This window comes from Bradyrhizobium sp. LCT2 (assembly GCF_009931255.1).
Classification (GTDB): domain Bacteria; phylum Pseudomonadota; class Alphaproteobacteria; order Rhizobiales; family Xanthobacteraceae; genus Bradyrhizobium; species Bradyrhizobium diazoefficiens.
The window spans coordinates 5,980,287-6,000,498 of sequence record NZ_CP034432.1; the positions used below are offsets into that span (position 1 = coordinate 5,980,287).

Genomic DNA, 20,212 nt, shown 5'->3' on the forward strand with positions numbered 1-20,212 from the left:
CTGTCCCGGCGGGCGGCGTTACGCCGGCACCGGCTCGCCTTCGGCGTGGCGATGCTTCTCCGGCAGATAGGCCAGCAGCATTTCGCGCACTAGCGTCGGGCTCTTGGAGTCGCGGATCATCAGGATGCCGTCGATGATCAGGGTGCGGTTGGTCTCTTCATCCAGCAGCTTGCCGTGCAGCTTGTCGGCGATCGGCAGACAGAACAGGTTCGCGACGAGCGCGCCGTAGAGCGTCGCGAGCAGCGCGGTCGCCATGAACGGGCCGAGCTTGGAAGGGTCGGTCATGTTCGCGAACATCTGCACCATGCCGATCAGGGTGCCGATCATGCCGAAGGCCGGGGCGCAGTCGCCGATGGCACGATAGATCTTGCTGCCCTCGTCGAGGTGCATCAGGAAGTTGTCGCGGTCGCGCTCGAGATTGTCGCGGATGAAGTCGAGGTCGTAGCCGTCGGCGACATAGCGGATGCCCTTGGCGAGGAACGGCTCGTCGGTCTCGACCTTTTCGAGCCCCACCGGGCCCTGCTTGCGGGCGATCTCGGCGATGCGGGCGAGCTCGTCAACGAGGTCGTGCGCCGACAGCCGGCTCATGGTGAAGGCGAACTTGGCGCCGAGCGGAAGGCCGTGCAGGAGCGCGCTGAGCGGAAAGCGGATCATGGTGGCGGAGATCGAGCCGCCGAAGATGATGATCATCGCATGTTCGGAGATGAACATGTGGAGGTCGCCGCCCATGAAGATCATCGCTGCGATGACGATGATGCCCGCCGTGAGCCCAACGCCGGTCATGATATCCATGAGAGACTCCAACGCGTACGCAACAACGGCCGTCCTGGCCGCTGGCGCGGCCCAACCCCGAACCGCATCGGAAACCCTAGAGGGCCGCCCTTAAAGCCGCGTAAAGGTTAAGTTGAGCCGGCGCGCCGGACCGGCGCATCGCGCCAGGAGAAAGCCGGCTTTGCCGACCCCCGACGGGAATCTCAACACTTCGCTAACCATGTTGCGCGGGGCTACGACGAGATGCCCGCCAGTTCCAGGCTGAGCGCGCGCAGACGCTTGCGTGCGTCGGCATCGTAGGCTTGCGGATTGGCGCGCGCCTCATTCATGCCGTTGAAGAACAATCCGCTCTTGCCTGCGACGTCGTCGCCCTCGACGAGGCGCAGGATCGCCGCACCGCCCTGCTCCACCGTCGAGATCGGCGTGATGCCGCCGGCCCGCACCATGGTGGTGTTCATGTAGGTCGCCGGATGCAGCGAGTTCACGGTGACACCCGCGCCCTTCACTTCCTCGGCGAAATCGATCGTGAACATGATCTGCGCGAGCTTGCTCTGCGCATAGGCGCGCGAGCCGCTATAGCCCTTGGTGATCATGACGTCGTCGAAGTCGATCGGATGCTGACCGAGCGAGGCGACGTTGACGATGCGCGACGGCGCCGCGGCCTTCAGCAGCGGCAGCAAGAGATGGGCGAGGAGGAAGCCGGAGAGATAATTGACGGCGAAGCGCAGCTCATGACCGTCGGCGCTGACCTGACGCTGCGGCCCGTCACTCTGCGAGCCGATGCCGGCGTTGCTGACGAAGACGTCGAGACGCTGGTGATCACGTTTCACGGCTTCCGCGAGTGCGCGCGTGCCCGACATCGACGACAGGTCCGCCTGATAGAAGATCGGCGCGGCATGACCGGCTTTCACGATCTCGTCGATCAGCGTCTTTGCGCGCGCCGCATCGCGGCCGTGGATCAGGACCTTCGCGCCCTCGGCCGCCAGCCGGCGCGCGACGTAGCGGCCGACGCCGTCGGTCGAGCCAGTAATCAGGACCGTCTTGTCATTCATCTGCATCGCAGGCCCTCCGACTGCGGCCCTAGGCCACATCCGTGACCAGGAATCATACAGTATTCTATGGTCGGTGCGGCATGCTCCATCGCAGGAGCCGTTTTGCAATGTTGACGCTGTTCGGCCTTCTCACCGCGCTTCCTGCGGTTCTGGCGCTTCATCTGCTCGAACCGGAACTCGTCCTGCCGGCGTTCAGCGTCCTGCTCTTTGTCGAAGCCGCTTTCGCAGTGATCGCAGCGCGCCTGGTTCAAGGTCCTGACAAGGCGGACGACATCACCCTGTGGGATCTCGCCGGCGGCTTCACCCTGATCGGATGCGCCGCCGCAATGTTCGCCGAGCCGGATCAGGCCGCCCTGTTTCTGACGGAACAGGGCGACCCGCGGCCGGCATCGCGGCCGTAAGCTGCAAGCTCAGTGGATCTCCGCCGAGCGCTTCAGCGCCGCCTTCAGCTTCTCCAGCGAGAAGTCGGGGCTGCGGGCGATCTCCAGGATCGGCGTCTCGCGGCGGCCGCAGAGTTCGGCGGCCTCGGGCAGCTTTGCGGCGACGTCGAGCGGGATCACGATGGCGCCGTGCTGATCTGCGTGGATGAGATCATCGGACTTCACGGTCATGCCGGCGACGCGCACTTCGCCGCCAAAACTCTCCGCATGCACCCAGGCATGCGACGGGCCGATCGAGCCGGCCAGCGCCTGGAAGCCAGGGGCCCATTGCGGGATGTCGCGGATCGATCCGTCGGTGATGACGCCGAGGCAGCCGAGCGCCTTGTGCACGTTGCTCTGCACCTCGCCCCAGAACGCGCCGTAGCCGACGTCGGGGCCGTCGATGTCCTGGATCACCGAGATGCGCGGCCCGTGGCCGGTGCCGACATATTCGTAATATTCGATGCGGCGCTTCGACTGCTCTTCGGCAGGCAGCGAGGATTTCAGCACCGAGCGGATCGCAACCGTGCGGGCATAGCCGACGATCGGCGGCAGGTCGGGGAACGGACAAACCAGTTGCTTGGTGGTGTAGCCGATCAGCCGGCGCTCGGGTGCCACGATCTCCATGGCGTTGCAGATCGTCGGGGTGTCATAGCGGCCCAGCGCTTCGAGGACGGAAGCGGGCAGCGGCCCGGTCGCGGTATCAGTCACGGCGTTCTCTCCCAGATTGGCGGCTGATTGACGCGATGCCGCCGGCACAGGGCGATATAGCCGAGATCGGGCCTCAACCCAACTCAGCGCGCCTTCATGGCAGATATCCGCGAAAAACGCTCAGTGCATGATCCGGAAAAGTGCGCAGCGGTTTTCCGAAAAGATCATGCTCAAACAACGACCTAAAGCGCGATGAGGTTTCAGCCAAATCTCATCGCGCTTTAGTGCAGCCGTCCGGGCCGGTCGTCGTCGTGCGGCGGCTCCGACAGGTTCGCCAGCGTCGGCGCCGACGGCGGCGACGAGATCTCGCCTCCCGCAGGCGTGGCAGCCTCCATCGCGCGCGCCTGGTCGCGATAGGATTTGTAGCCGAGCGGCAAAGCGAGAAGATACAGCACCGTGCCGATCGACAGCACGTGCCAGGGATAGGCGATCAGGATAGCAATGAAGACGATCACCGCGACGAAGGCCGGCAGCACCAGTTCCGGCGGCACGCGCATGCGCTTGGTCTTGCCGGAAAACACCGGCAGGCGCGACACCATCAGGAAGGCGATCAGCAGCGTGTAGGCCGCCGTCACCGCCGCGGGCGCGCGGCCGAGATCGAGGAACGCCACATAGATCGGCAGCAGAACCGTGATCGCACCGGCCGGCGCCGGCACGCCGGTGAAGAAATTGGCGGCGAAGGCCGGCTTGTTGGGATCGTCCATTGTGGCGTTGAAGCGCGCAAGACGCAGGCCGCCGGAGATCGCGAACACCATCGCGGCGATCCAGCCGGCATTGCCGAGCTCGTGCAACTGCCAGAAATACAGCATCAGCCCGGGCGCGACGCCGAAATTGACGAAGTCGGCGAGGCTGTCGAGCTCCGCCCCGAACTTGGACTGGCCCTTGATCATGCGCGCGATGCGGCCGTCGATGCCGTCCAGCGCGGCGGCGAACACGATGGCGTAGACGGCGAGCGACATCCGCCCCTCGATCGACAGCCGGATCGACGTCAGGCCGGCGCAGATCGCCAGCAGCGTGATGACGTTGGGCACCAACATCCGCACCGGAATCGGGCGGAACCGCCGGCGGCGAACGTCAGGGTCTTTGATGTCATAGGGCGTCATGGCTCGTCCTCACCTTGAGGCGAGATATAGCAAGCCGCGTCCCCCTCCGCCATTGCGGCGGAAGGGCCCCAGGGACCGACTTATTGGTTAATTGGCGCGGTAGGCGCGACTCGGGTCGTCGCCGGCAAGATCGGCCAAAATCGTCTCGCCGGCGATCGCGGTCTGCCCTTCCGACACCAGCGCCTTGGTGCCGACAGGCAGATAGACGTCGAGGCGCGAGCCGAAACGGATCAGGCCGAACCGCTCGCCGGCACCGATCGCCTGGCCCTCCCTGACGAAGCAGACGATGCGCTTGGCGATCAGGCCTGCGATCTGGACCACGCCGATCCGCGCCGTGGGCGTCGTGATCACCAGCGAGTTGCGCTCGTTGTCCTCGCTCGCCTTGTCGAGCTCGGCATTGATGAAGAGGCCGGGCCGGTAGGCGATGCGGTCCACCCTGCCCGCGATCGGGCTGCGGTTCACATGGCAGTTGAACACGCTCATGAACACCGAGATGCGCGGCAGCGGCCGGTCGCCGAGCCCGAGCTCGGCCGGCGGCAGCGCCATGGTGATCATCGAGACGCGGCCGTCGGCCGGTGACACCACCAGCCCCTCGCGCACCGGCGTCACCCGCACGGGGTCGCGGAAGAACAGCGCGCACCATACGGTGAGGATGGTGCCGATCCACCCCAAAGGCGACCACAGCCAGAACAGGATCAGGCTTGCCAGCGCAAAGCCGCCGATGAAGGGATAGCCCTCCTTGTGGATCGGCGGGATCTGACGCTGGATCGAATCGAGAATGGACATCGCTATCTGCCGCTCTGGGTTGATGGCGCAGGGCGTCCCGCGCGGTGGAGTTGTTTAGGCCAGAGTTGGGACCGGAGACAAGATCACTCCGCAGCCGCAGGCGTCGTCAGGGCGTCCTCGACCGGCGGTGGCTGCCGGTTGGGCGCCTCGCTGGTATCGGCCATCTTGGCCAGCTTCTCGCGCGCGGCCTCCGCCTCGCGCTGCCTGTTCCACATGCTGGCATAGAGGCCGCCCTGCGCGAGCAGCTTTGCGTGAGTGCCACGCTCGGCGATCCGGCCCTGGTCCAGCACGATGATCTCGTCGGCGCCGACGATGGTCGAAAGCCGGTGCGCGATCACCAGCGAGGTGCGGTTCTTCGCCACGCGGTCGAGGGCGCCCTGGATCTCGTGCTCGGTGTGGGTGTCGAGCGCGGAGGTCGCCTCGTCCAGCACCAGGATCGGCGGCGCCTTCAAGACGGTGCGCGCGATCGCGACGCGCTGCTTCTCGCCGCCCGACAGTTTCAGGCCGCGCTCGCCGACCTGGGTCTCATAGCCCTTCGGCGCCATGCGGATGAAATTGTCGATCTGCGCGAGGCGTGCCGCCTCCTCGACCTCGGCATCGCTGGCGTCCCAGCGGCCGTAGCGGATGTTGTAGCGGATGGTGTCGTTGAACAGCACGGTGTCCTGCGGCACCATGCCGATGGACGCGCGCAAGCTCGCCTGCGTGACCTCGCGAATATCCTGGCCGTCGATCAGGATCCTGCCGCCGGAGATGTCGTAGAGGCGGAACAGCAGCCGCGATATGGTCGACTTGCCGGCGCCCGACGGCCCGACGATCGCGACCGTCTTGCCGGCCGGCACCTCGAAGCTGATGCCCTTCAGGATCGGACGCGCCGGCTCATAGGCGAAGCGCACGTCCTCGAAACGCACGATGCCGGCGGAGATGACCAGCGGCTGCGCGTCGGGGCCGTCCTTGATCTCGGCCTCGCGTCCCAGCACGCCAAACATCTTCTCGATGTCGATGATCGCCTGCTTGATCTCGCGATAGACCATGCCCATGAAGTTCAGGGGCTGGTAGAGCTGGATCATCATGGCGTTGACCAGCACGAAATCGCCGACCGTGTTGGTGCCGTTGCGCACGCCGATGGCGCACATCAGCATGGTGGCGGTCAGCCCCAGCGTGAAGATCACGGCCTGGCCGGTATTGAGCACCGCGAGCGACGTATAGGCCTGGACGCTCGACTCCTCGTAGCGCGCGACCGAGCGGTCGTAGCGCTGCGCCTCGCGCGCCTCGGCGCCGAAATATTTCACGGTCTCGTAGTTGAGCAGCGAGTCGATCGCCTTGGTGTTCGCCTCGGTGTCGGAATCGTTCATCTTGCGGCGGATGCCGATCCGCCACTCGGTCGCGATGTAGGTGTAGTACATGTAGACCGCGACCGTGATCAGCGTCGCCACCACGTAGCGCCAGTCGAACTGCCAGAGCAGCACGGCGAGCAACAGCGAAACCTCGACGATGGTCGGGATCAGCTGAAGGATCACCATGCGCACGATGACCTCGATGCCCTCGCGGCCGCGCTCGAGCACGCGCGTCAGGCCGCCGGTCTTGCGCTCGAGGTGGAAGCGCAGCGATAGCTCGTGCATGTGGATGAAGGTGATGGTGGCGAGCTTGCGCACCGCATGCATGGCGACGCGCGCGAACAGGCCGTCGCGCCACTGCGTCAGCACCGCCATCAGGATGCGCGTCACGCCGTAACTCGCCGTCAGCAGCAATGGCGAGGCGATCACCCAGAGGTGCCAATTGTCGGGCAGCACCGGCGCGGTGTTCGCGCCGGTCAGCGCGTCCGTCGCCCATTTGAAGCTGAACGGCACCGTCAGCGTGATCAGCTTGGCGGCGAGCAGCAGCACCATCGACCAGACCACGCGCATCTTCAGGTCGAAGCGGTCGCCCGGCCAGATATAGGGCCACAGGTGCGCCAGCGTGCCCATCAGGGTGGCCCGCTCGAGCGGCCCGCCGGCGGGATCTGGCACGTCGGCGCCGGGCGGCGAATGAGGTTGGTTCATCAAGAAGCCTGAAAGCCCGCCGGATGCGGGCACGGTGCGATTAACGATTTTCGCTCGTCATATAGAAGCTTCCGGGAGCGAGCGCACCCCGCCAGATGGCGAATCTTTGATTGTTTGTCGCCATTTACCGGTAGATTTCCGGGAGGTCCGAATCACCGATTGGGCTTGACGCCTCTTCGCTGCAATGCATCATGGCACCAATGAGCACGATCAAAACCGTCTGTGTCTATTGCGGCTCCGGCCCCGGAACCAATCCCCGCTTCACCGAAGGCGCCAAGGCGTTCGGCAAGGCGCTCGCCGAGAACAACATCCGCCTGGTCTATGGCGGCGGCTCGCTCGGCCTGATGGGCTCGGTCGCAACCTCCGTCCTCGATAATGGCGGCACCGTCACCGGCATCATTCCCGAATTCCTGCGGATGCGCGAGAACGCGCTGACGCGGGTGCAGGAGATGATCGTCACCCCCGACATGCACGAGCGCAAGCGGCTGATGTTCGAGCGCTCCGACGCCTTCGTGGCGCTGCCGGGCGGCGTCGGCACGCTGGAGGAGCTGGTCGAGCAGTTGACCTGGAAGCAACTCGGCCGTCACGCCAAGCCCGTGCTGCTCGCCAATATCGACAATTTCTGGGAGCCGCTGTTCTCGCTGCTGTCGCACATGCGCCAGACCGAGTTCATCCGTGCCGGCCTCTCGGTCGACATCCTCAAGGCCGATCGGGTCGAGGAGATCCTGCCGAAGCTGAAGGCCGCCGTGGCACAGCTCGCCGAGGCGGAAAAAGAGCTCGCTCCGGAAGTCGCGCGCAAGCTGTAACGATTGGTTGGCTCGATTTCACCGCGGGCTCCGTCACCTCTCCCGCTTGCGGGAGAGGTCGCCGCATAGCGGCGGGTGAGGGTTCTCTCCTCTTGGGGGTTCTCGCCCGTGGAGATACCCCCACCCCAACCCTCCCCCGCAAGCGGGAGAGGGAGCGCACCGCCTTCGTGGCGATAACGCTCTATTCCGCAGGAAACGTCACCGCCTCGATCCGGTTGCCGTCGGGATCGACGACGAAGGCCGCGTAGTAGCGCACGCGATCGTGCGGGCGGATGCCCGGCGCGCCGTCGGATGCGCCGCCGGCGGACAGCGCGGCGGCATGAAACGCATCGACCTCGGCTGTGGTCTTCGCCCGCAGGCAGATGTGCACGCCGCTCTCCGGGGCTACGCGCGGCATGCCTTCGCGCAAGTTGATCCAGAATTCAGGATAGGCCTTGCCGAAGCCGACCGTGCGCGGCCGCATGACGAGACGCGTCAGGCCGAGGGCGGCGAGCGTCGCCTCGTAGAATGTTGCGGAGCGATCGAGATCGCTGACGCCGACGGAGATGTGATCGATCATTGGTGCGCTCCCCTCCCACAGTCATTCCGGGGCACGCGCAGCGTGAACCCGGAATCTCGAGATTCTCAGGTGCGCAATGGCGCACCATAGTTCGGTCCTGCGGACCGCCCCGGAATGACAGCATCAAAACTACGCCGGCGCGCCCGATTTCACGAGCTTGTAGATCACCGAATCCATCAGCGCCTGGAACGAGGCGTCGATGATGTTCGGGGACACGCCGACCGTGGTCCAGCTGTCGCCGTTCTCGTCCTCGCTCTCGATCAGCACGCGCGTGACCGCGCCGGTGCCGCCATTGAGGATACGGACGCGGTAGTCGATCAGCTTCAGGCCCTCGATATATTTCTGGTACTTGCCGAGGTCCTTGCGCAAGGCGACGTCGAGCGCGTTGACGGGACCGTTGCCTTCGGCCGCCGAGATCAGATGCTCGCCGGCAACGTCGACCTTGACCACCGCAAGCGCCACCGTGACGCGCTCGCCGAGCGCGTTGTAGCGCTGCTCGACATTGACGTCGAACTGCTCGACCTCGAAATAATGCGGCACCTTGCCGAGCGTGCGGCGCGCCAGCAGATCGAACGATGCGTTGGCGGATTCATAGGCGTAGCCGGCCGCCTCGCGCTCCTTCAGCTCCTCGACCAGGCGCGTCAGCTTCGGATCGCTCTTCTCGTAGGCGATGCCGGCGCGGTCGAGCTCGGCGATCACATTGGAGCGGCCGGCCTGGTCTGAGACCAGCACCTTGCGGTGATTGCCGACCAGTTCCGGCAAGACATGCTCGTAGGTCTGCGGATCCTTCAGCACGGCGGAGGCATGGATGCCGGTCTTGGTGACGAAGGCGCTCTCGCCGACATAGGCCGCATGCCGGTTCGGCACGCGGTTGAGCATGTCGTCAAGCGTGCGCGACACCTTGACGAGGGTAGCGAGCTTCTCCGGCGTCACACCGATCTCGAGGGCGTCGGCAAACTCCTGCTTCAGCTTCAGGGTCGGGATCAGCGAGCAGAGATTGGCGTTGCCGCAGCGCTCGCCGAGACCGTTCAGCGTGCCCTGGATCTGCCGCGCACCGGCGCGCACGGCGGCGAGCGAATTCGCCACCGCCTGCTCGGTGTCGTTATGAGCGTGAATGCCGACGTGAGCGCCGGGGATGTGCCTGGTCACCTCGGTGACGATGGCCTCGACCTCGTTCGGCATGGTGCCGCCATTGGTGTCGCACAGCACCACCCAGCGCGCGCCGGCCTCATAGGCGGCTTTGGCGCAGGCGAGCGCGAAGCTGGAATCCTCCTTGTAGCCGTCGAAGAAATGCTCGCAGTCGAGCATCACCTCGCGGCCGGCGGCCTTGGCGGCCGCGACGCTGTCGCGGATCGAAGCGAGGTTTTCCTCCTTGGTCGTCTCCAGCGCGACGCGCACCTGATAGGCGGAAGACTTTGCCACGAAGCAGATCGTGTCGGCCTTGGCTTCGAGCAGACCGGCGACGCCTGGATCGTTCGAGACCGAGCGCCCTGCCCGGCGCGTCATGCCGAAGGCGGTGAAGCGCGCGTGATTGAACTTCGGCTTGCTGCCGAAGAACTCGGTGTCGGTCGGATTGGCGCCGGGATAGCCGCCCTCGACATAGTCGATGCCGAGCTCGTCCAGCATCGCGGCGATGATTTGCTTGTCCGTCAGCGTGAAATCGACACCGTTGGTCTGCGCCCCGTCGCGCAGCGTGGTGTCGAACAGATAGAGGCGCTCTTTCTTTGCTTGTGCCGAGCTCATCGCGAGCGTCCGTTCTTGTTACCTCCCCCCCTGTGGGGGAGGTCGACGATGCACAGCATCGTCGGGAGGGGGGTGCCACACGGGTGGTCGGAGTGTGGGGCTCCCCCCCCCCCAACCCTCCCCCACAAAGGGGGAGGGAGCGGAGAGAGGATCGCGCTTGGTGACCACGCTCCTTGCTCATTGCGGTGCTCCGAGCGTCTTCTTCATGGTGGTGTTGGCCAGCCACTCGTCGTTCACGGTGATGCTGTTGCGCTGCATGGCGACGTAGCCGCGCTTGGCGAAAAAGCCCTGCGCGTTGTCGCTGGCATCGACCGAGAGGCTTTTCGCGCCGCGGCCGCCGGCAAGCTTCTCCAGCGCATCGACCAGCATGGTCGCGATGCCCTGCCCGCTGACTGCCGGATGCACATAGAGCATGCGGATGTGATCGGCCCCTTGCAGCGAGGCGAAGCCGACGGGCGAGCCCTCCAGCGTCGCGATCAGCGTCAGATCGGCGGCGAGCCGCTTGCCGAACTCTTCGCTTTCCGCCGCCTCCATCCAGGCCTGCTGCTGCGCCTCGGTATAGTCTTCGCCGGTCAGCTCCTCGATGCTCGCGACGAAGATCGCCGCAAGCACCGGAACGTCATCAGGCAGGAAGGGCCGCAAGCCCGGCCTTGGCAAAGTCTGTCCCATCGTCTTCACCACATCCCATAGAGCTTGAGCGCCAGCGCCACCGCGGCGGCGAGGAGCAGGACCTTCAGCGCGATGTAATAGAGCCAGTGCCGCGGAAAAGGCGTGTCGGGCCGCTTCATCGCGAAAACTCCCAGGTCGTCCCTTCCTTGGAGTCCTTGATCGCAACGCCCATCGCGGCGAGCTGATCGCGGATGCGGTCGGACTCTTTGAAGTCTTTCCGTCCACGGGCTGCGGTCCGTTCCGAGATCAGGCGCTCGACCTCTCCGGCATCGACCCCGCTCGCCTTCTGCTTGCGATCTTCCCACTGCGCGGCGCTCTCGGAGAGAAAGCCGAGCAGCCGCAGCGATCCTGCCAATGCGCTCACGTCGCTGTTGCGCAGGCCATGCAGCGCCGCGATCGCCAGGGAGGTGTTGAGGTCGTCGAGCAGCGGCTCGACCACGGACGCGGCGGGACGGCCGGGATCGACGTCGGCCGCGACGCGATACCAGTCGTCGAGCGTCTTGGCGCTCTCCTCCAGCGACTTCATGGTCCAGTCGATCGGCGAACGATAATGCGTCTTGAGCATGTTCAGGCGCAGCACCTCGCCCGGCCAATCCGCCAGCAGCTCATGGATGGTGATGAAGTTGCCGAGGCTCTTCGACATCTTCTCGCTCTCGACCTGCAGGAAGCCGTTGTGCATCCAGTAGTTTGCCATGCGCTCTCGGTGGAAGGCGCAGCAGGTCTGGGCGACCTCGTTCTCGTGATGCGGAAACACGAGATCGATGCCGCCGCCGTGGATGTCAAAGTACTCGCCGAGATGCTTCCAGGCCATGGCCGAGCACTCGATGTGCCAGCCCGGGCGCCCCTGCGCGGCGATGCCGGCCGGCGACGGCCACGACGGCTCGCCGGGCTTGGACGGCTTCCACAGCACGAAGTCGGTGCTGCCCTTCTTGTAGGGCGCAACATCGACGCGGGCGCCGGCGACCATCTCGTCCAGCGAGCGATTGGACAGCGCGCCGTAGCGCGGCAGGGTGGAATTGGCCGCGTTCATCGCCTGCGGCGAGAACAGCACGTGGTCCTCGGCGACATAGGCAAAGCCGCCGGCGACAAGCCTCTCGATGATCTCGCGCATCTCGCCGATATGCTCGGTCGCGCGCGGCTCGACGCTCGGCCTGAGCGCGCCGAGCGCGTCGACGTCGGCGTGGAACTGCTTGCCCGTCTGCTCGGTGACCTCTCGGATCGCCTCGTTCAGCGGCAGCCCTGGAAAATCACGCGCGGCGCGGTCGTTGATCTTGTCGTCGACGTCGGTGATGTTGCGGACGTATTTGACGTGCGCCTCGCCATAGAGATGGCGCAGCAGCCGAAACAGCACGTCGAACACGATCACGGGCCGGGCATTGCCGATATGGGCGAAGTCATAGACCGTCGGTCCGCAGACATACATGCGGACGTTGTTCGCATCGAGCGGCACGAAGGTGCGCTTTTCCTTGGTCAGCGTATCGTAGAGGCGCAATTCCATATGGATACCCGTCGGCTGTTGGCCGGGCGTCCAAGGCTCTCAATGTTTTTGAGAAAAGACGGCTCCAGCCAGCGAATCGCTAGCTCGTAATCTCGCGGCAAATGGCGCAAATGGCGAGGAGACCGTACATGCGGCCACATATGGGCTATCAGGCGCCCCCGCGTCAAGAGAGCCGCGAAAATGCCGTTTTATCTCCGCAAAGCGCGGCCGCCCCGCCATGATGGTTCATCATCATTAACCTTTTGAGTTTATTCGGAAGCTGGCGGTTCCCCCAGCCCCCGGTGCCACCCATGCGATCCCTGTTTGCACTCGTCTCCTGTGCCGCCATCATCGCAGCGTCCGGCGCATTCGCCGAGACCCGCGTCTTCATCATCGCCAACCAGGCGGACGGCTACGGCATCGACCAGTGCCTGGCCAAGGGCGACAGATGCGGCGCGCAGGTCGCGCGCACCTATTGCCAGTCACGGGATTTTGCCCAGGCCTCAAGCTATCGCCGGGTCGATCCCGACGAAATTACCGGCTCTGTCCCCAAAACCGGCGCAAACTGCTCCCATGGCCATTGCGACGAATATGTCGCAATCACCTGCCAGCGCTGAATTCGCTCGGCACTGGCGGACCTTAGGCCCAATCTTTGGCCCCTGAAACGACGTGACGATGCCGCAGGAAGCGGCTATGGGAGGGCGCGCTTCGGCCCCCCAAGCCACGTTGGAAAGTCACACTGGGCCGTGACCTCGCTAGAATGGCGGATATGCCTGAATTTTTGACTCTCTCCCGTGCCCGCTCAATCCTTGCCTGCACCGTGCTCCTGAGCACCGTCGTGCTCGCCAACGCCGCTTTCGCGCAGGCCGGCCCGCCCGGACCGCCGCCTCAGCCCGGCCAGAACGGGCTAGGCCCCAATCCGATGTGCGCGCGGCTGGAAGGCCAGCTCGCCGCGCTCGATCGTGGCGGCGGCGGTGACCCCGCGCGTGAAGACCAGATCCGCCGCTATCAGGATTCCCAAGCCAAGCAGCAGGCCGAGCTCGACCGCGTCACCATGCAGGCCAAGCGCATGGGCTGCGATTCCTCCGGCTTCTTCTCACTGTTCAACGGCCAGTCGGCGCAGTGCGGCCCGGTCAACACCCAGATCCAGCAGATGCGCGCCAATCTGGACCAGATCACCGGCAATCTCGAACGCCTGCGCGGCGGCGGCCCCGGCGGCTTCAGCCCGGAACGCGACAGCCAGCGCCGCTCGGTGCTGGTGGCCCTCGCCCAGAACAATTGCGGCCCGCAATATGCCAACGCCGCGCAGGCGCAAGGCGGCGGCAACTTCCTGAGCAATCTGTTCGGCGGCAACAACAACCCCAACAATCCGCAGAGCGTGCCGCCCTCCGATCTCGGCCCGCAATCGGGCACCTACCGCACCGTATGCGTGCGCACCTGCGACGGCGCCTATTTCCCGGTCTCGTTTGCGACCGTGCCGGCGCGCTTCCCGGACGACGAGAAGACCTGCAAGGCGCTGTGCCCGGCCGCGGAAGCCGTGCTCTACACCCATCGCAATCCCGGCGAAGACATGAACTCCGCGGTCTCGATCAGCGGCCAGCCCTACACGGCGTTGCCGACCGCATTCAAATTCCGCAGCGAGTTCAACCCGTCCTGCTCCTGCAAGGCGGCGGGCCAGACCTGGGCGGATGCGTTGAAGTCGGCCGACGACAAGGCCGCAGCCGAGCAGCAGGGCGACATCATCGTCACCGAGGAGAGCGCCAAGAAGATGCAGCAGCAGCGGCTCAACAAGGGCGCGCCTGCAACGACGGCCAAGAAGGGCACAGCTGCTCCGGCGCCGACGACGGCCACCGCACCGGCCGCGACGCCGCCAGCGGATACCGGCACGGCTCCGACGAGTTCGGAGAACAAGCCGATCCGTTCAGTCGGACCGACCTTCCTGCCGCAGCAGCAGAAGTAGCTCAGCCCTGCCGCACGGTCATCCGCCCACCGGGTCTCGCAGCTACTGCTCGCCCTCGCGGCTCCACAGGAAGAGATTGGCCGGGAAATCCGCGGCATAGCGCTTCCCCTTCGGCGGGGGCGGCGGTTCGTCCGGCGGATTCGGATTCGGCTCGACCACTCTCCGATAAAGGTGCCAGGTCGCATGACCGAGCACCGGGAGGACGACAGCGAGACCGACGAAGAACGGCAGCGAGCCGACCACGAGCAGCGCCGCGACGATCAGCCCCCACCCCGCCATCGCGACCGGATTGGCGGCCACCGCCTGCAGCGATGTACGGATCGCATCGATCGCCGTCGCATGCCGATCGAGCATCAACGGAAACGATACGACGCTGACGCATAGCGCCGCGACAGCAAACAGGAAGCCGACACCGCAACCGACGATGATGAGCGACCATCCTTCCGGCGTGGTCAGCACGCGGGTTGCAAAGTCCGGAATGCTTGCAGCCGCCGCGTGACCGAAGATGGTGACATAGATCGCGTTCGCGACGCCGATCCAGACCCCGAACAGGACAAGCAAGAGCACGCCGAGCTCGAGCATGGCGCCGAAGGACGGTGCGCGCAGCACCTTGACCGCATCCCATGCATCGACCTCCTCGCCGCGCTCACGGCGGCGGCTGAGTTCGTAGAGGCCGATCGCGGCAAAGGGACCGATCAGGGCAAACCCGGCGGCCAGCGGAAACAGCAGCGGCAGGACCGAATAGCCGAGGACCATCCTGAACAGGACGAGACCGAGAACCGGATAGATCACGCAGACGACGATCGCGTGACTCGGCATCGCCTGGAAATCTTCCCAGCCCAGGCGCAGCACCTCTTTCAAGTCGAGCAAGCCGATCTTGCGAATGGGATAAGAGACCGCCTCACCGAACAGGTGCCGCTTGACGATCTTGTCGGAATAAAGAGTGGCCATGGACACACCCTCCTCTGAAGTCGCGGCGGAGAACGGCGCGCTTTCCGGCCACGCGTGTCCGCCCTTAAGTGCGGGAGACGCGATCGAGCCGAGTACGGCAGTTCCAGGCTCAACGAGGAAGGAGCTTAGCCGGACGAAACCCGTCGCGACCTGCGCTCCAAGCTTAGCGCGTGCGATGTGGAATGACCAGCGCTCCCGGCTGGGTGAAATTGTGCGTCGCATATTTTGTGCGATGCATCACATCGAGAATGCGACTGACGATGGCGAGCTTGCACGGCAACATGGATCGCCCACGCCGCCTAAGCTCGTTGACATGCTATTGACGCCGGGTTCGCGGGGGATCATTTTAGAAATGTAGACGCCCCCAGCTCCGGTGAGATTGGCGGTCGCGAACTTCTCTTGATATCGCGACCGGTTGAAGGGGCGAGGCAAGAGGCGCGGCGATGGCGCATATGTCAGCATAGAACCAGCATAGAGAAAGTCAGCCATCGCGACAGACGCGAGCTCCGCCCTGGATTCGTATCCGCAGCCTTTGTTGGCAAGGATGGTTCAGGATGGCTGTCGCACTGATACTGCTTCTGATCGCGATCGGTTCGGTGCTGTTTCACCTCTTCAGCCCGTGGTGGTGGACGCCGATCGCCACCAACTGGGGCTATATCGACGACACGATCAACATCACGTTCTGGATCACCGGGTTCGTCTTTACCGCGGTCATCCTGTTCATGGCCTATTGCGTCTTTCGCTTTCACCATAAGGAGGGAAGACAGGCCGCGTACAATCCCGAAAACAAGAAGCTTGAATGGTGGCTCAGTGTCGGGACCGGCGTCGGCGTCGCTGCCATGCTCGCACCCGGCCTGGTCGTCTGGCACCAGTTCGTGACCGTTCCGGCAGATGCCACCGAGGTCGAGATCATGGGCCAGCAATGGCAGTGGAGCTTCCGCTTGCCGGGGAAGGATGGCCGGTTGGGCACGTCCGATGTCCGCAACATCAGTCCTGAGAACCCGATGGGTCTCAATCGCGACGATCCGCACGGCCAGGACGACGTCGTGATCGAAAATGGCGACCTGCATCTTCCGATCGGGAAGCCGGTCAAGGTTTTGCTCCGGTCCGTTGACGTCCTGCACGATTTCTATGTGCCTGAGTTCCGGGCCAAGATGGATATGGTGCCGGGCATGGTCACTTATTTCTGGATAAGGCCGATCCGAACCGGAACCTTTGATGTTCTCTGCGCGGAGCTGTGTGGCGCTGCTCACTACCAGATGCGCGCCAAGGTCATCGTCGAGGCAGAGAGCGACTATCACGCCTGGCTGGAGCAGCAGAAGACGTTTGCCGGATTGTCAGGTCGAAATGCCGTTGTGAGGGCGAAGTACAATTCCGGCGACGACTAGGAGAATGCAGGTCGGGCGCGTGAAGACGAGCTGATCGCCCCCGAAGGAAACGACCGAGGAGGTGCTCTATGGTCGATGTCCCCTATGACAGGATTGCAGACATTCCGCCTGCCGAAGTGCCCGATGTCGAGCTCTACCATCCCAGGAGCTGGTGGACGCGGTATGTCTTTTCGCAAGACGCCAAGGTGATCGCCATACAGTACTCGCTGACAGCCTCCGCCATCGGACTGGTGGCCCTGGTCCTGTCGTGGCTGATGCGACTGCAACTGGGATTTCCCGGCACATTCTCCTTTATCGATGCCAACCAGTACCTCCAGTTCATCACCATGCACGGCATGATCATGGTGATCTACCTGCTCACGGCGTTGTTTCTCGGAGGCTTCGGCAATTACCTGATCCCGCTGATGGTTGGCGCACGGGACATGGTCTTTCCCTATGTGAACATGCTGAGCTACTGGGTCTACCTGCTCGCAGTCCTGGTGCTGGCCTCGGCCTTCTTCGTGCCCGGCGGCCCCACCGGCGCCGGCTGGACGCTGTATCCGCCACAGGCGATTCTGTCGGGCACACCCGGACAGGATTGGGGCATCGTCCTCATGCTGTCCTCCCTGATTCTGTTCATCATCGGCTTCACCATGGGTGGGCTGAATTATGTGGTGACCGTGCTGCAGGCGCGCACCCGCGGCATGACGCTGATGCGCCTGCCGCTGACGGTGTGGGGCATCTTCACGGCCACCGTCATGGCGCTGCTGGCATTCCCCGCGTTGTTCGTTGGCTCGGTGATGTTGCTGCTCGATCGTCTGCTGGGGACCAGCTTCTTCATGCCGACCCTCGTCGAGATGGGCCAGCTGAGCAAATATGGCGGCGGCAGCCCGCTCCTGTTCCAGCACCTGTTCTGGTTCTTCGGTCACCCCGAAGTCTACATCGTCGCCCTGCCCGCCTTCGGCATCGTCTCCGACCTGATCAGCACGCATGCGCGAAAGAACATCTTCGGTTATCGCATGATGGTCTGGGCCATCGTGGCGATTGGAGCGCTCAGCTTCGTCGTGTGGGCGCACCACATGTATGTAAGCGGCATGTACCCGTATTTCGGGTTCTTCTTCGCCACGACGACGTTGATCATCGCCATCCCGACCGCCATCAAGGTCTACAACTGGGTGCTGACCCTGTGGCATGGCGACATCCATCTCACGGTGCCGATGCTGTTCGCCCTCGGCTTCATCATCACTTTTGTGAATGGCGGGCTTACCGGACTGTTCCTCGGCAACGTCGTCGTGGACGTGCCCCTGTCGGATACCATGTTCGTCGTCGCGCATTTCCACATGGTGATGGGCGTCGCGCCAATCATGGTCGTGCTCGGGGCGATCTACCACTGGTACCCGAAGGTCACGGGGCGAATGCTGAACGACGTGCTGGGCAAGTTCCACTTCTGGGTTACGTTCCTCGGCGCCTACCTGATCTTCTTTCCCATGCATTATCTCGGGCTGCTCGGCGTTCCGCGCCGATACTTCGAACTCGGCGACGCGGCGTTCATCCCGCCGTCGGCCCACTCGCTGAACGCCTTTATCACCGTGGTGGCGCTGACGGTGGGTTTCGCCCAGATGGTGTTCCTGTTCAATCTTGTCTGGAGCCTGTTCGAGGGCGAGCCTTCGGGCGGCAATCCGTGGCGAGCGACGACGCTGGAGTGGCAAACGCCGGAGACGCCGCCAGGGCACGGCAACTGGGGCAAGCAGCTCCCGATCGTCTATCGCTGGGCCTATGATTACAGCGTGCCGGGCGCGGCGCAGGACTTCATTCCGCAGAACCAGCCGCCCCCGACGGGGGCCGTTCAGGGAGTTGCTCCGTGAGCGCCGTTATCCTGTTCCTGGCCGTGATCGCCGTCATCGTCGGATGGTGGCTCTCGCAGCAACGGCTGACTGCGAAACCGTGGCTGGAGGCAGGTCCGATCGATGATTTCCCCGGCACCGACGCCATGACCTGGCCGGCAGCGAAGGTCGGACTTGGCGTGTTTCTCGCTGTTGCCGGTTCGTTGTTCACGCTGTTCATCAGCGCCTACTCCATGCGCATGAACATGGTGGACTGGCGGACAATGCCGGTGCCAAAGGTGCTGTGGTTCAACACGGGCGTGCTGGTCCTGAGCAGCGTCGCGCTGCAATGGGCCCTCATGGCCGCGCGCCGCAACGACATCGACGGCGTCGTCGTCGGCCTGCTCGCGGGCGGAGCGTCGGCGATCGCGTTTCTCGCGGGGCAGCTGCTGGCATGGCATCAACTGAGCGACGCCGGCTATTTCATGGCGTCCAATCCGGCCAATGCCTTCTTCTACGTGATCACCGCGGTGCACGGGCTGCATCTGACCGGCGGCCTGGTTGCGCTCGGCCGAACCACAGCGGGGGTATGGCGGCACGACACCGGGACGGCCGAGATGCGCCTGAGTGTGGAGCTGTGCACCATCTACTGGCATTTCCTGCTGCTGGTCTGGCTGGTCCTGCTCGGTCTCCTCACGGGCTGGACGGACGATTTCGTCGACATCTGTCGCCAATTGCTGAGCTAGGAAGGACGAGACGAGATGGCCGAGACCGCGCTGAGAGACACCGGACAAGTGCCTGCCCGGCTTGAAGGCTGGCAGGGTATCGCCGCCGACTGGGCGTCGGATCAGCGCGCCTTCAAGAACGTGTCCTGGGGCAAGGCCATGATGTGGATCTTCCTCCTCAGCGACACCTTCATCTTCAGTTGCTTCCTGCTGTCCTACATGACCGCACGGATGTCGACGACCGTGCCGTGGCCCAATCCCAGCGAAGTCTTTGCCCTCAATATCGGGGGCAAGCACATCCCCCTCATCCTGATCGCCATCATGACCTTCATCCTGATCAGCAGCAGCGGGACGATGGCGATGGCCGTCAATTTCGGCTACCGCAGGGATCGCGTCAGGACCGCGATCCTGATGCTGGCCACGGCGGCATTCGGTGCGACGTTCGTCAGCATGCAGGCCTTCGAATGGACCAAACTGATCATGGAGGGCGTCCGTCCCTGGGGCAATCCGTGGGGCGCGGCGCAGTTCGGTTCAAGCTTCTTCATGATCACCGGTTTCCACGGCACCCATGTGACGATCGGCGTCATCTTCCTGATCGCGATCGCGCGCAAGGTCTGGCGGGGCGACTTCGATGTCGAGAGGCGCGGCTTCTTCACGAGCCGCAAAGGCTATTACGAGATCGTCGAGATCACCGGCCTGTACTGGCACTTCGTCGACCTCGTATGGGTGTTCATCTTTGCCTTTTTCTACCTTTGGTGAGGTCGGCACATGACAAACGCCACGGTACACATGGAAGGACAGATCCAGGCTCATGTGCACGCCGCAGCCGCACCAGGGACGGCTCACGCCAAGGGCCAGCAGCACCCGATCAAGCTCTATCTCGTGGTCTGGGCATGGCTGTTCGTTCTCAGCACCTGCTCCTACCTCGTCGATTATTTTGGGCTGCACGGCAGTCTCAGATGGTCGCTGATCCTGCTGTTCATGGTGTTGAAGGCCGGCCTCATCGTCGCCGTCTTCATGCACATGGCCTGGGAGCGGCTGGCCTTGGCCTATGCCATCCTGCTGCCGCCGGTCCTGGTGCTGGTATTCGTGGCGATCATGGTGCTCGAGTCCGAATACACGCACTTGCTTCGGGTGCTGTTCTTCGCAACACCGTCGTAGCGCTCATGTGAATTTCGCACCTCGCTCCACTGTCATGCCCCGCGCAGGCGGATGATGACAGATAGACGTGTGGCAAGACCGCCCGTCTCT

The 20,212-nt window shown here is 64.2% G+C and carries 20 protein-coding genes; 9 read left to right on the forward strand and 11 right to left on the reverse strand.

All coding sequences use genetic code 11. The annotated features are described in order from the left end of the window. Positions 1-18: 18 nt before the first annotated feature. The gene (locus EI171_RS28730; protein WP_011086581.1) at positions 19-792 is read right to left on the reverse strand and encodes a motility protein A; all 774 of its coding nucleotides are present in this window, start codon (positions 790-792) and stop codon (positions 19-21) included. 212 nt (positions 793-1,004) lie between these two features. After that, a complete protein-coding gene (locus EI171_RS28735) occupies positions 1,005-1,829 on the reverse strand; it encodes an SDR family NAD(P)-dependent oxidoreductase (protein WP_161535337.1) in 825 nt (274 codons plus the stop codon). A gap of 101 nt (positions 1,830-1,930) precedes the next feature. On the opposite strand from EI171_RS28735, the gene EI171_RS28740 reads away from it, so the two are divergent. Continuing rightward, on the forward strand, positions 1,931-2,224 hold the full coding sequence (locus EI171_RS28740; RefSeq protein ID WP_028170869.1) for a hypothetical protein: 294 nt from the start codon (positions 1,931-1,933) through the stop codon (positions 2,222-2,224). 9 nt (positions 2,225-2,233) lie between these two features. Here the strand turns inward: EI171_RS28740 and EI171_RS28745 are convergent, their stop codons facing one another. From EI171_RS28745 to EI171_RS28760, 4 genes are all read right to left on the reverse strand, one after another. Continuing rightward, a complete protein-coding gene (locus tag EI171_RS28745; RefSeq protein ID WP_038966252.1) occupies positions 2,234-2,953 on the reverse strand; it encodes an RraA family protein in 720 nt (239 codons plus the stop codon). 221 nt (positions 2,954-3,174) lie between these two features. Continuing rightward, entirely contained in the window at positions 3,175-4,056 is an 882-nt protein-coding gene (locus EI171_RS28750) for a phosphatidylcholine/phosphatidylserine synthase (RefSeq protein ID WP_028170867.1), read from the reverse strand. Between the two features lie 87 nt (positions 4,057-4,143). Then, complete coding sequence (locus EI171_RS28755) at positions 4,144-4,848, reverse strand: phosphatidylserine decarboxylase (protein ID WP_257784524.1); 705 nt, start codon at positions 4,846-4,848, stop codon at positions 4,144-4,146. A 77-nt stretch (positions 4,849-4,925) separates the two neighbouring features. Continuing rightward, a complete protein-coding gene (locus EI171_RS28760) occupies positions 4,926-6,881 on the reverse strand; it encodes an ABC transporter ATP-binding protein/permease (protein WP_028170866.1) in 1,956 nt (651 codons plus the stop codon). Between the two features lie 200 nt (positions 6,882-7,081). On the opposite strand from EI171_RS28760, the gene EI171_RS28765 reads away from it, so the two are divergent. Next, complete coding sequence (locus EI171_RS28765; RefSeq protein ID WP_028170865.1) at positions 7,082-7,687, forward strand: TIGR00730 family Rossman fold protein; 606 nt, start codon at positions 7,082-7,084, stop codon at positions 7,685-7,687. A gap of 181 nt (positions 7,688-7,868) precedes the next feature. Here the strand turns inward: EI171_RS28765 and EI171_RS28770 are convergent, their stop codons facing one another. The 4 genes from EI171_RS28770 to cysS form a co-directional block, all read right to left on the reverse strand. Further along, positions 7,869-8,246, reverse strand: a complete 378-nt coding sequence (locus tag EI171_RS28770; protein WP_161535338.1) for a VOC family protein — start codon at positions 8,244-8,246, stop codon at positions 7,869-7,871. A 129-nt stretch (positions 8,247-8,375) separates the two neighbouring features. Next, entirely contained in the window at positions 8,376-9,989 is a 1,614-nt protein-coding gene (gene cimA / locus EI171_RS28775; protein WP_161535339.1) for a citramalate synthase, read from the reverse strand. Positions 9,990-10,166: 177 nt separating this feature from the next. Then, positions 10,167-10,658, reverse strand: a complete 492-nt coding sequence (locus EI171_RS28780; protein ID WP_028170862.1) for a GNAT family N-acetyltransferase — start codon at positions 10,656-10,658, stop codon at positions 10,167-10,169. Between the two features lie 115 nt (positions 10,659-10,773). After that, positions 10,774-12,156, reverse strand: a complete 1,383-nt coding sequence (gene cysS / locus EI171_RS28785; RefSeq protein ID WP_011086571.1) for a cysteine--tRNA ligase — start codon at positions 12,154-12,156, stop codon at positions 10,774-10,776. 290 nt (positions 12,157-12,446) lie between these two features. On the opposite strand from cysS, the gene EI171_RS28790 reads away from it, so the two are divergent. Together EI171_RS28790 and EI171_RS28795 are read left to right on the forward strand one after the other, a co-directional pair. Further along, positions 12,447-12,752, forward strand: coding sequence for a hypothetical protein (locus EI171_RS28790; RefSeq protein WP_028170860.1), 306 nt, complete (start codon positions 12,447-12,449; stop codon positions 12,750-12,752). Positions 12,753-12,895: 143 nt separating this feature from the next. Continuing rightward, positions 12,896-14,095, forward strand: coding sequence for a DUF2865 domain-containing protein (locus tag EI171_RS28795; RefSeq protein WP_161535340.1), 1,200 nt, complete (start codon positions 12,896-12,898; stop codon positions 14,093-14,095). Positions 14,096-14,137: 42 nt separating this feature from the next. Here the strand turns inward: EI171_RS28795 and EI171_RS28800 are convergent, their stop codons facing one another. Continuing rightward, positions 14,138-15,046, reverse strand: a complete 909-nt coding sequence (locus tag EI171_RS28800) for a DUF2189 domain-containing protein (RefSeq protein WP_161535341.1) — start codon at positions 15,044-15,046, stop codon at positions 14,138-14,140. A 554-nt stretch (positions 15,047-15,600) separates the two neighbouring features. Between EI171_RS28800 and EI171_RS28805 the strand changes: the two genes are divergently transcribed. From EI171_RS28805 to EI171_RS28825, 5 genes are all read left to right on the forward strand, one after another. Beyond that, the gene (locus tag EI171_RS28805) at positions 15,601-16,434 is read left to right on the forward strand and encodes a cytochrome c oxidase subunit II (protein WP_011086566.1); all 834 of its coding nucleotides are present in this window, start codon (positions 15,601-15,603) and stop codon (positions 16,432-16,434) included. Between the two features lie 68 nt (positions 16,435-16,502). Continuing rightward, positions 16,503-18,278 (forward strand): cbb3-type cytochrome c oxidase subunit I, encoded by a 1,776-nt coding sequence (locus EI171_RS28810; RefSeq protein ID WP_011086565.1) that lies wholly within the window; start codon positions 16,503-16,505, stop codon positions 18,276-18,278. Beyond that, positions 18,275-18,982, forward strand: coding sequence for a cytochrome c oxidase subunit 3 (locus tag EI171_RS28815; protein ID WP_011086564.1), 708 nt, complete (start codon positions 18,275-18,277; stop codon positions 18,980-18,982). The genes EI171_RS28810 and EI171_RS28815 overlap by 4 nt, the downstream gene beginning before the upstream one ends. A gap of 15 nt (positions 18,983-18,997) precedes the next feature. After that, positions 18,998-19,720 carry a heme-copper oxidase subunit III family protein gene (locus EI171_RS28820; protein ID WP_161535342.1) on the forward strand — a complete coding sequence of 241 codons (723 nt, stop codon included), beginning with the start codon at positions 18,998-19,000 and terminating at the stop codon, positions 19,718-19,720. A 9-nt stretch (positions 19,721-19,729) separates the two neighbouring features. Then, positions 19,730-20,122: a cytochrome C oxidase subunit IV family protein gene (locus EI171_RS28825; protein ID WP_060911542.1), complete on the forward strand. Its 393-nt coding sequence runs from the start codon at positions 19,730-19,732 to the stop codon at positions 20,120-20,122. The last annotated feature ends 90 nt before the right edge of the window (positions 20,123-20,212 follow it).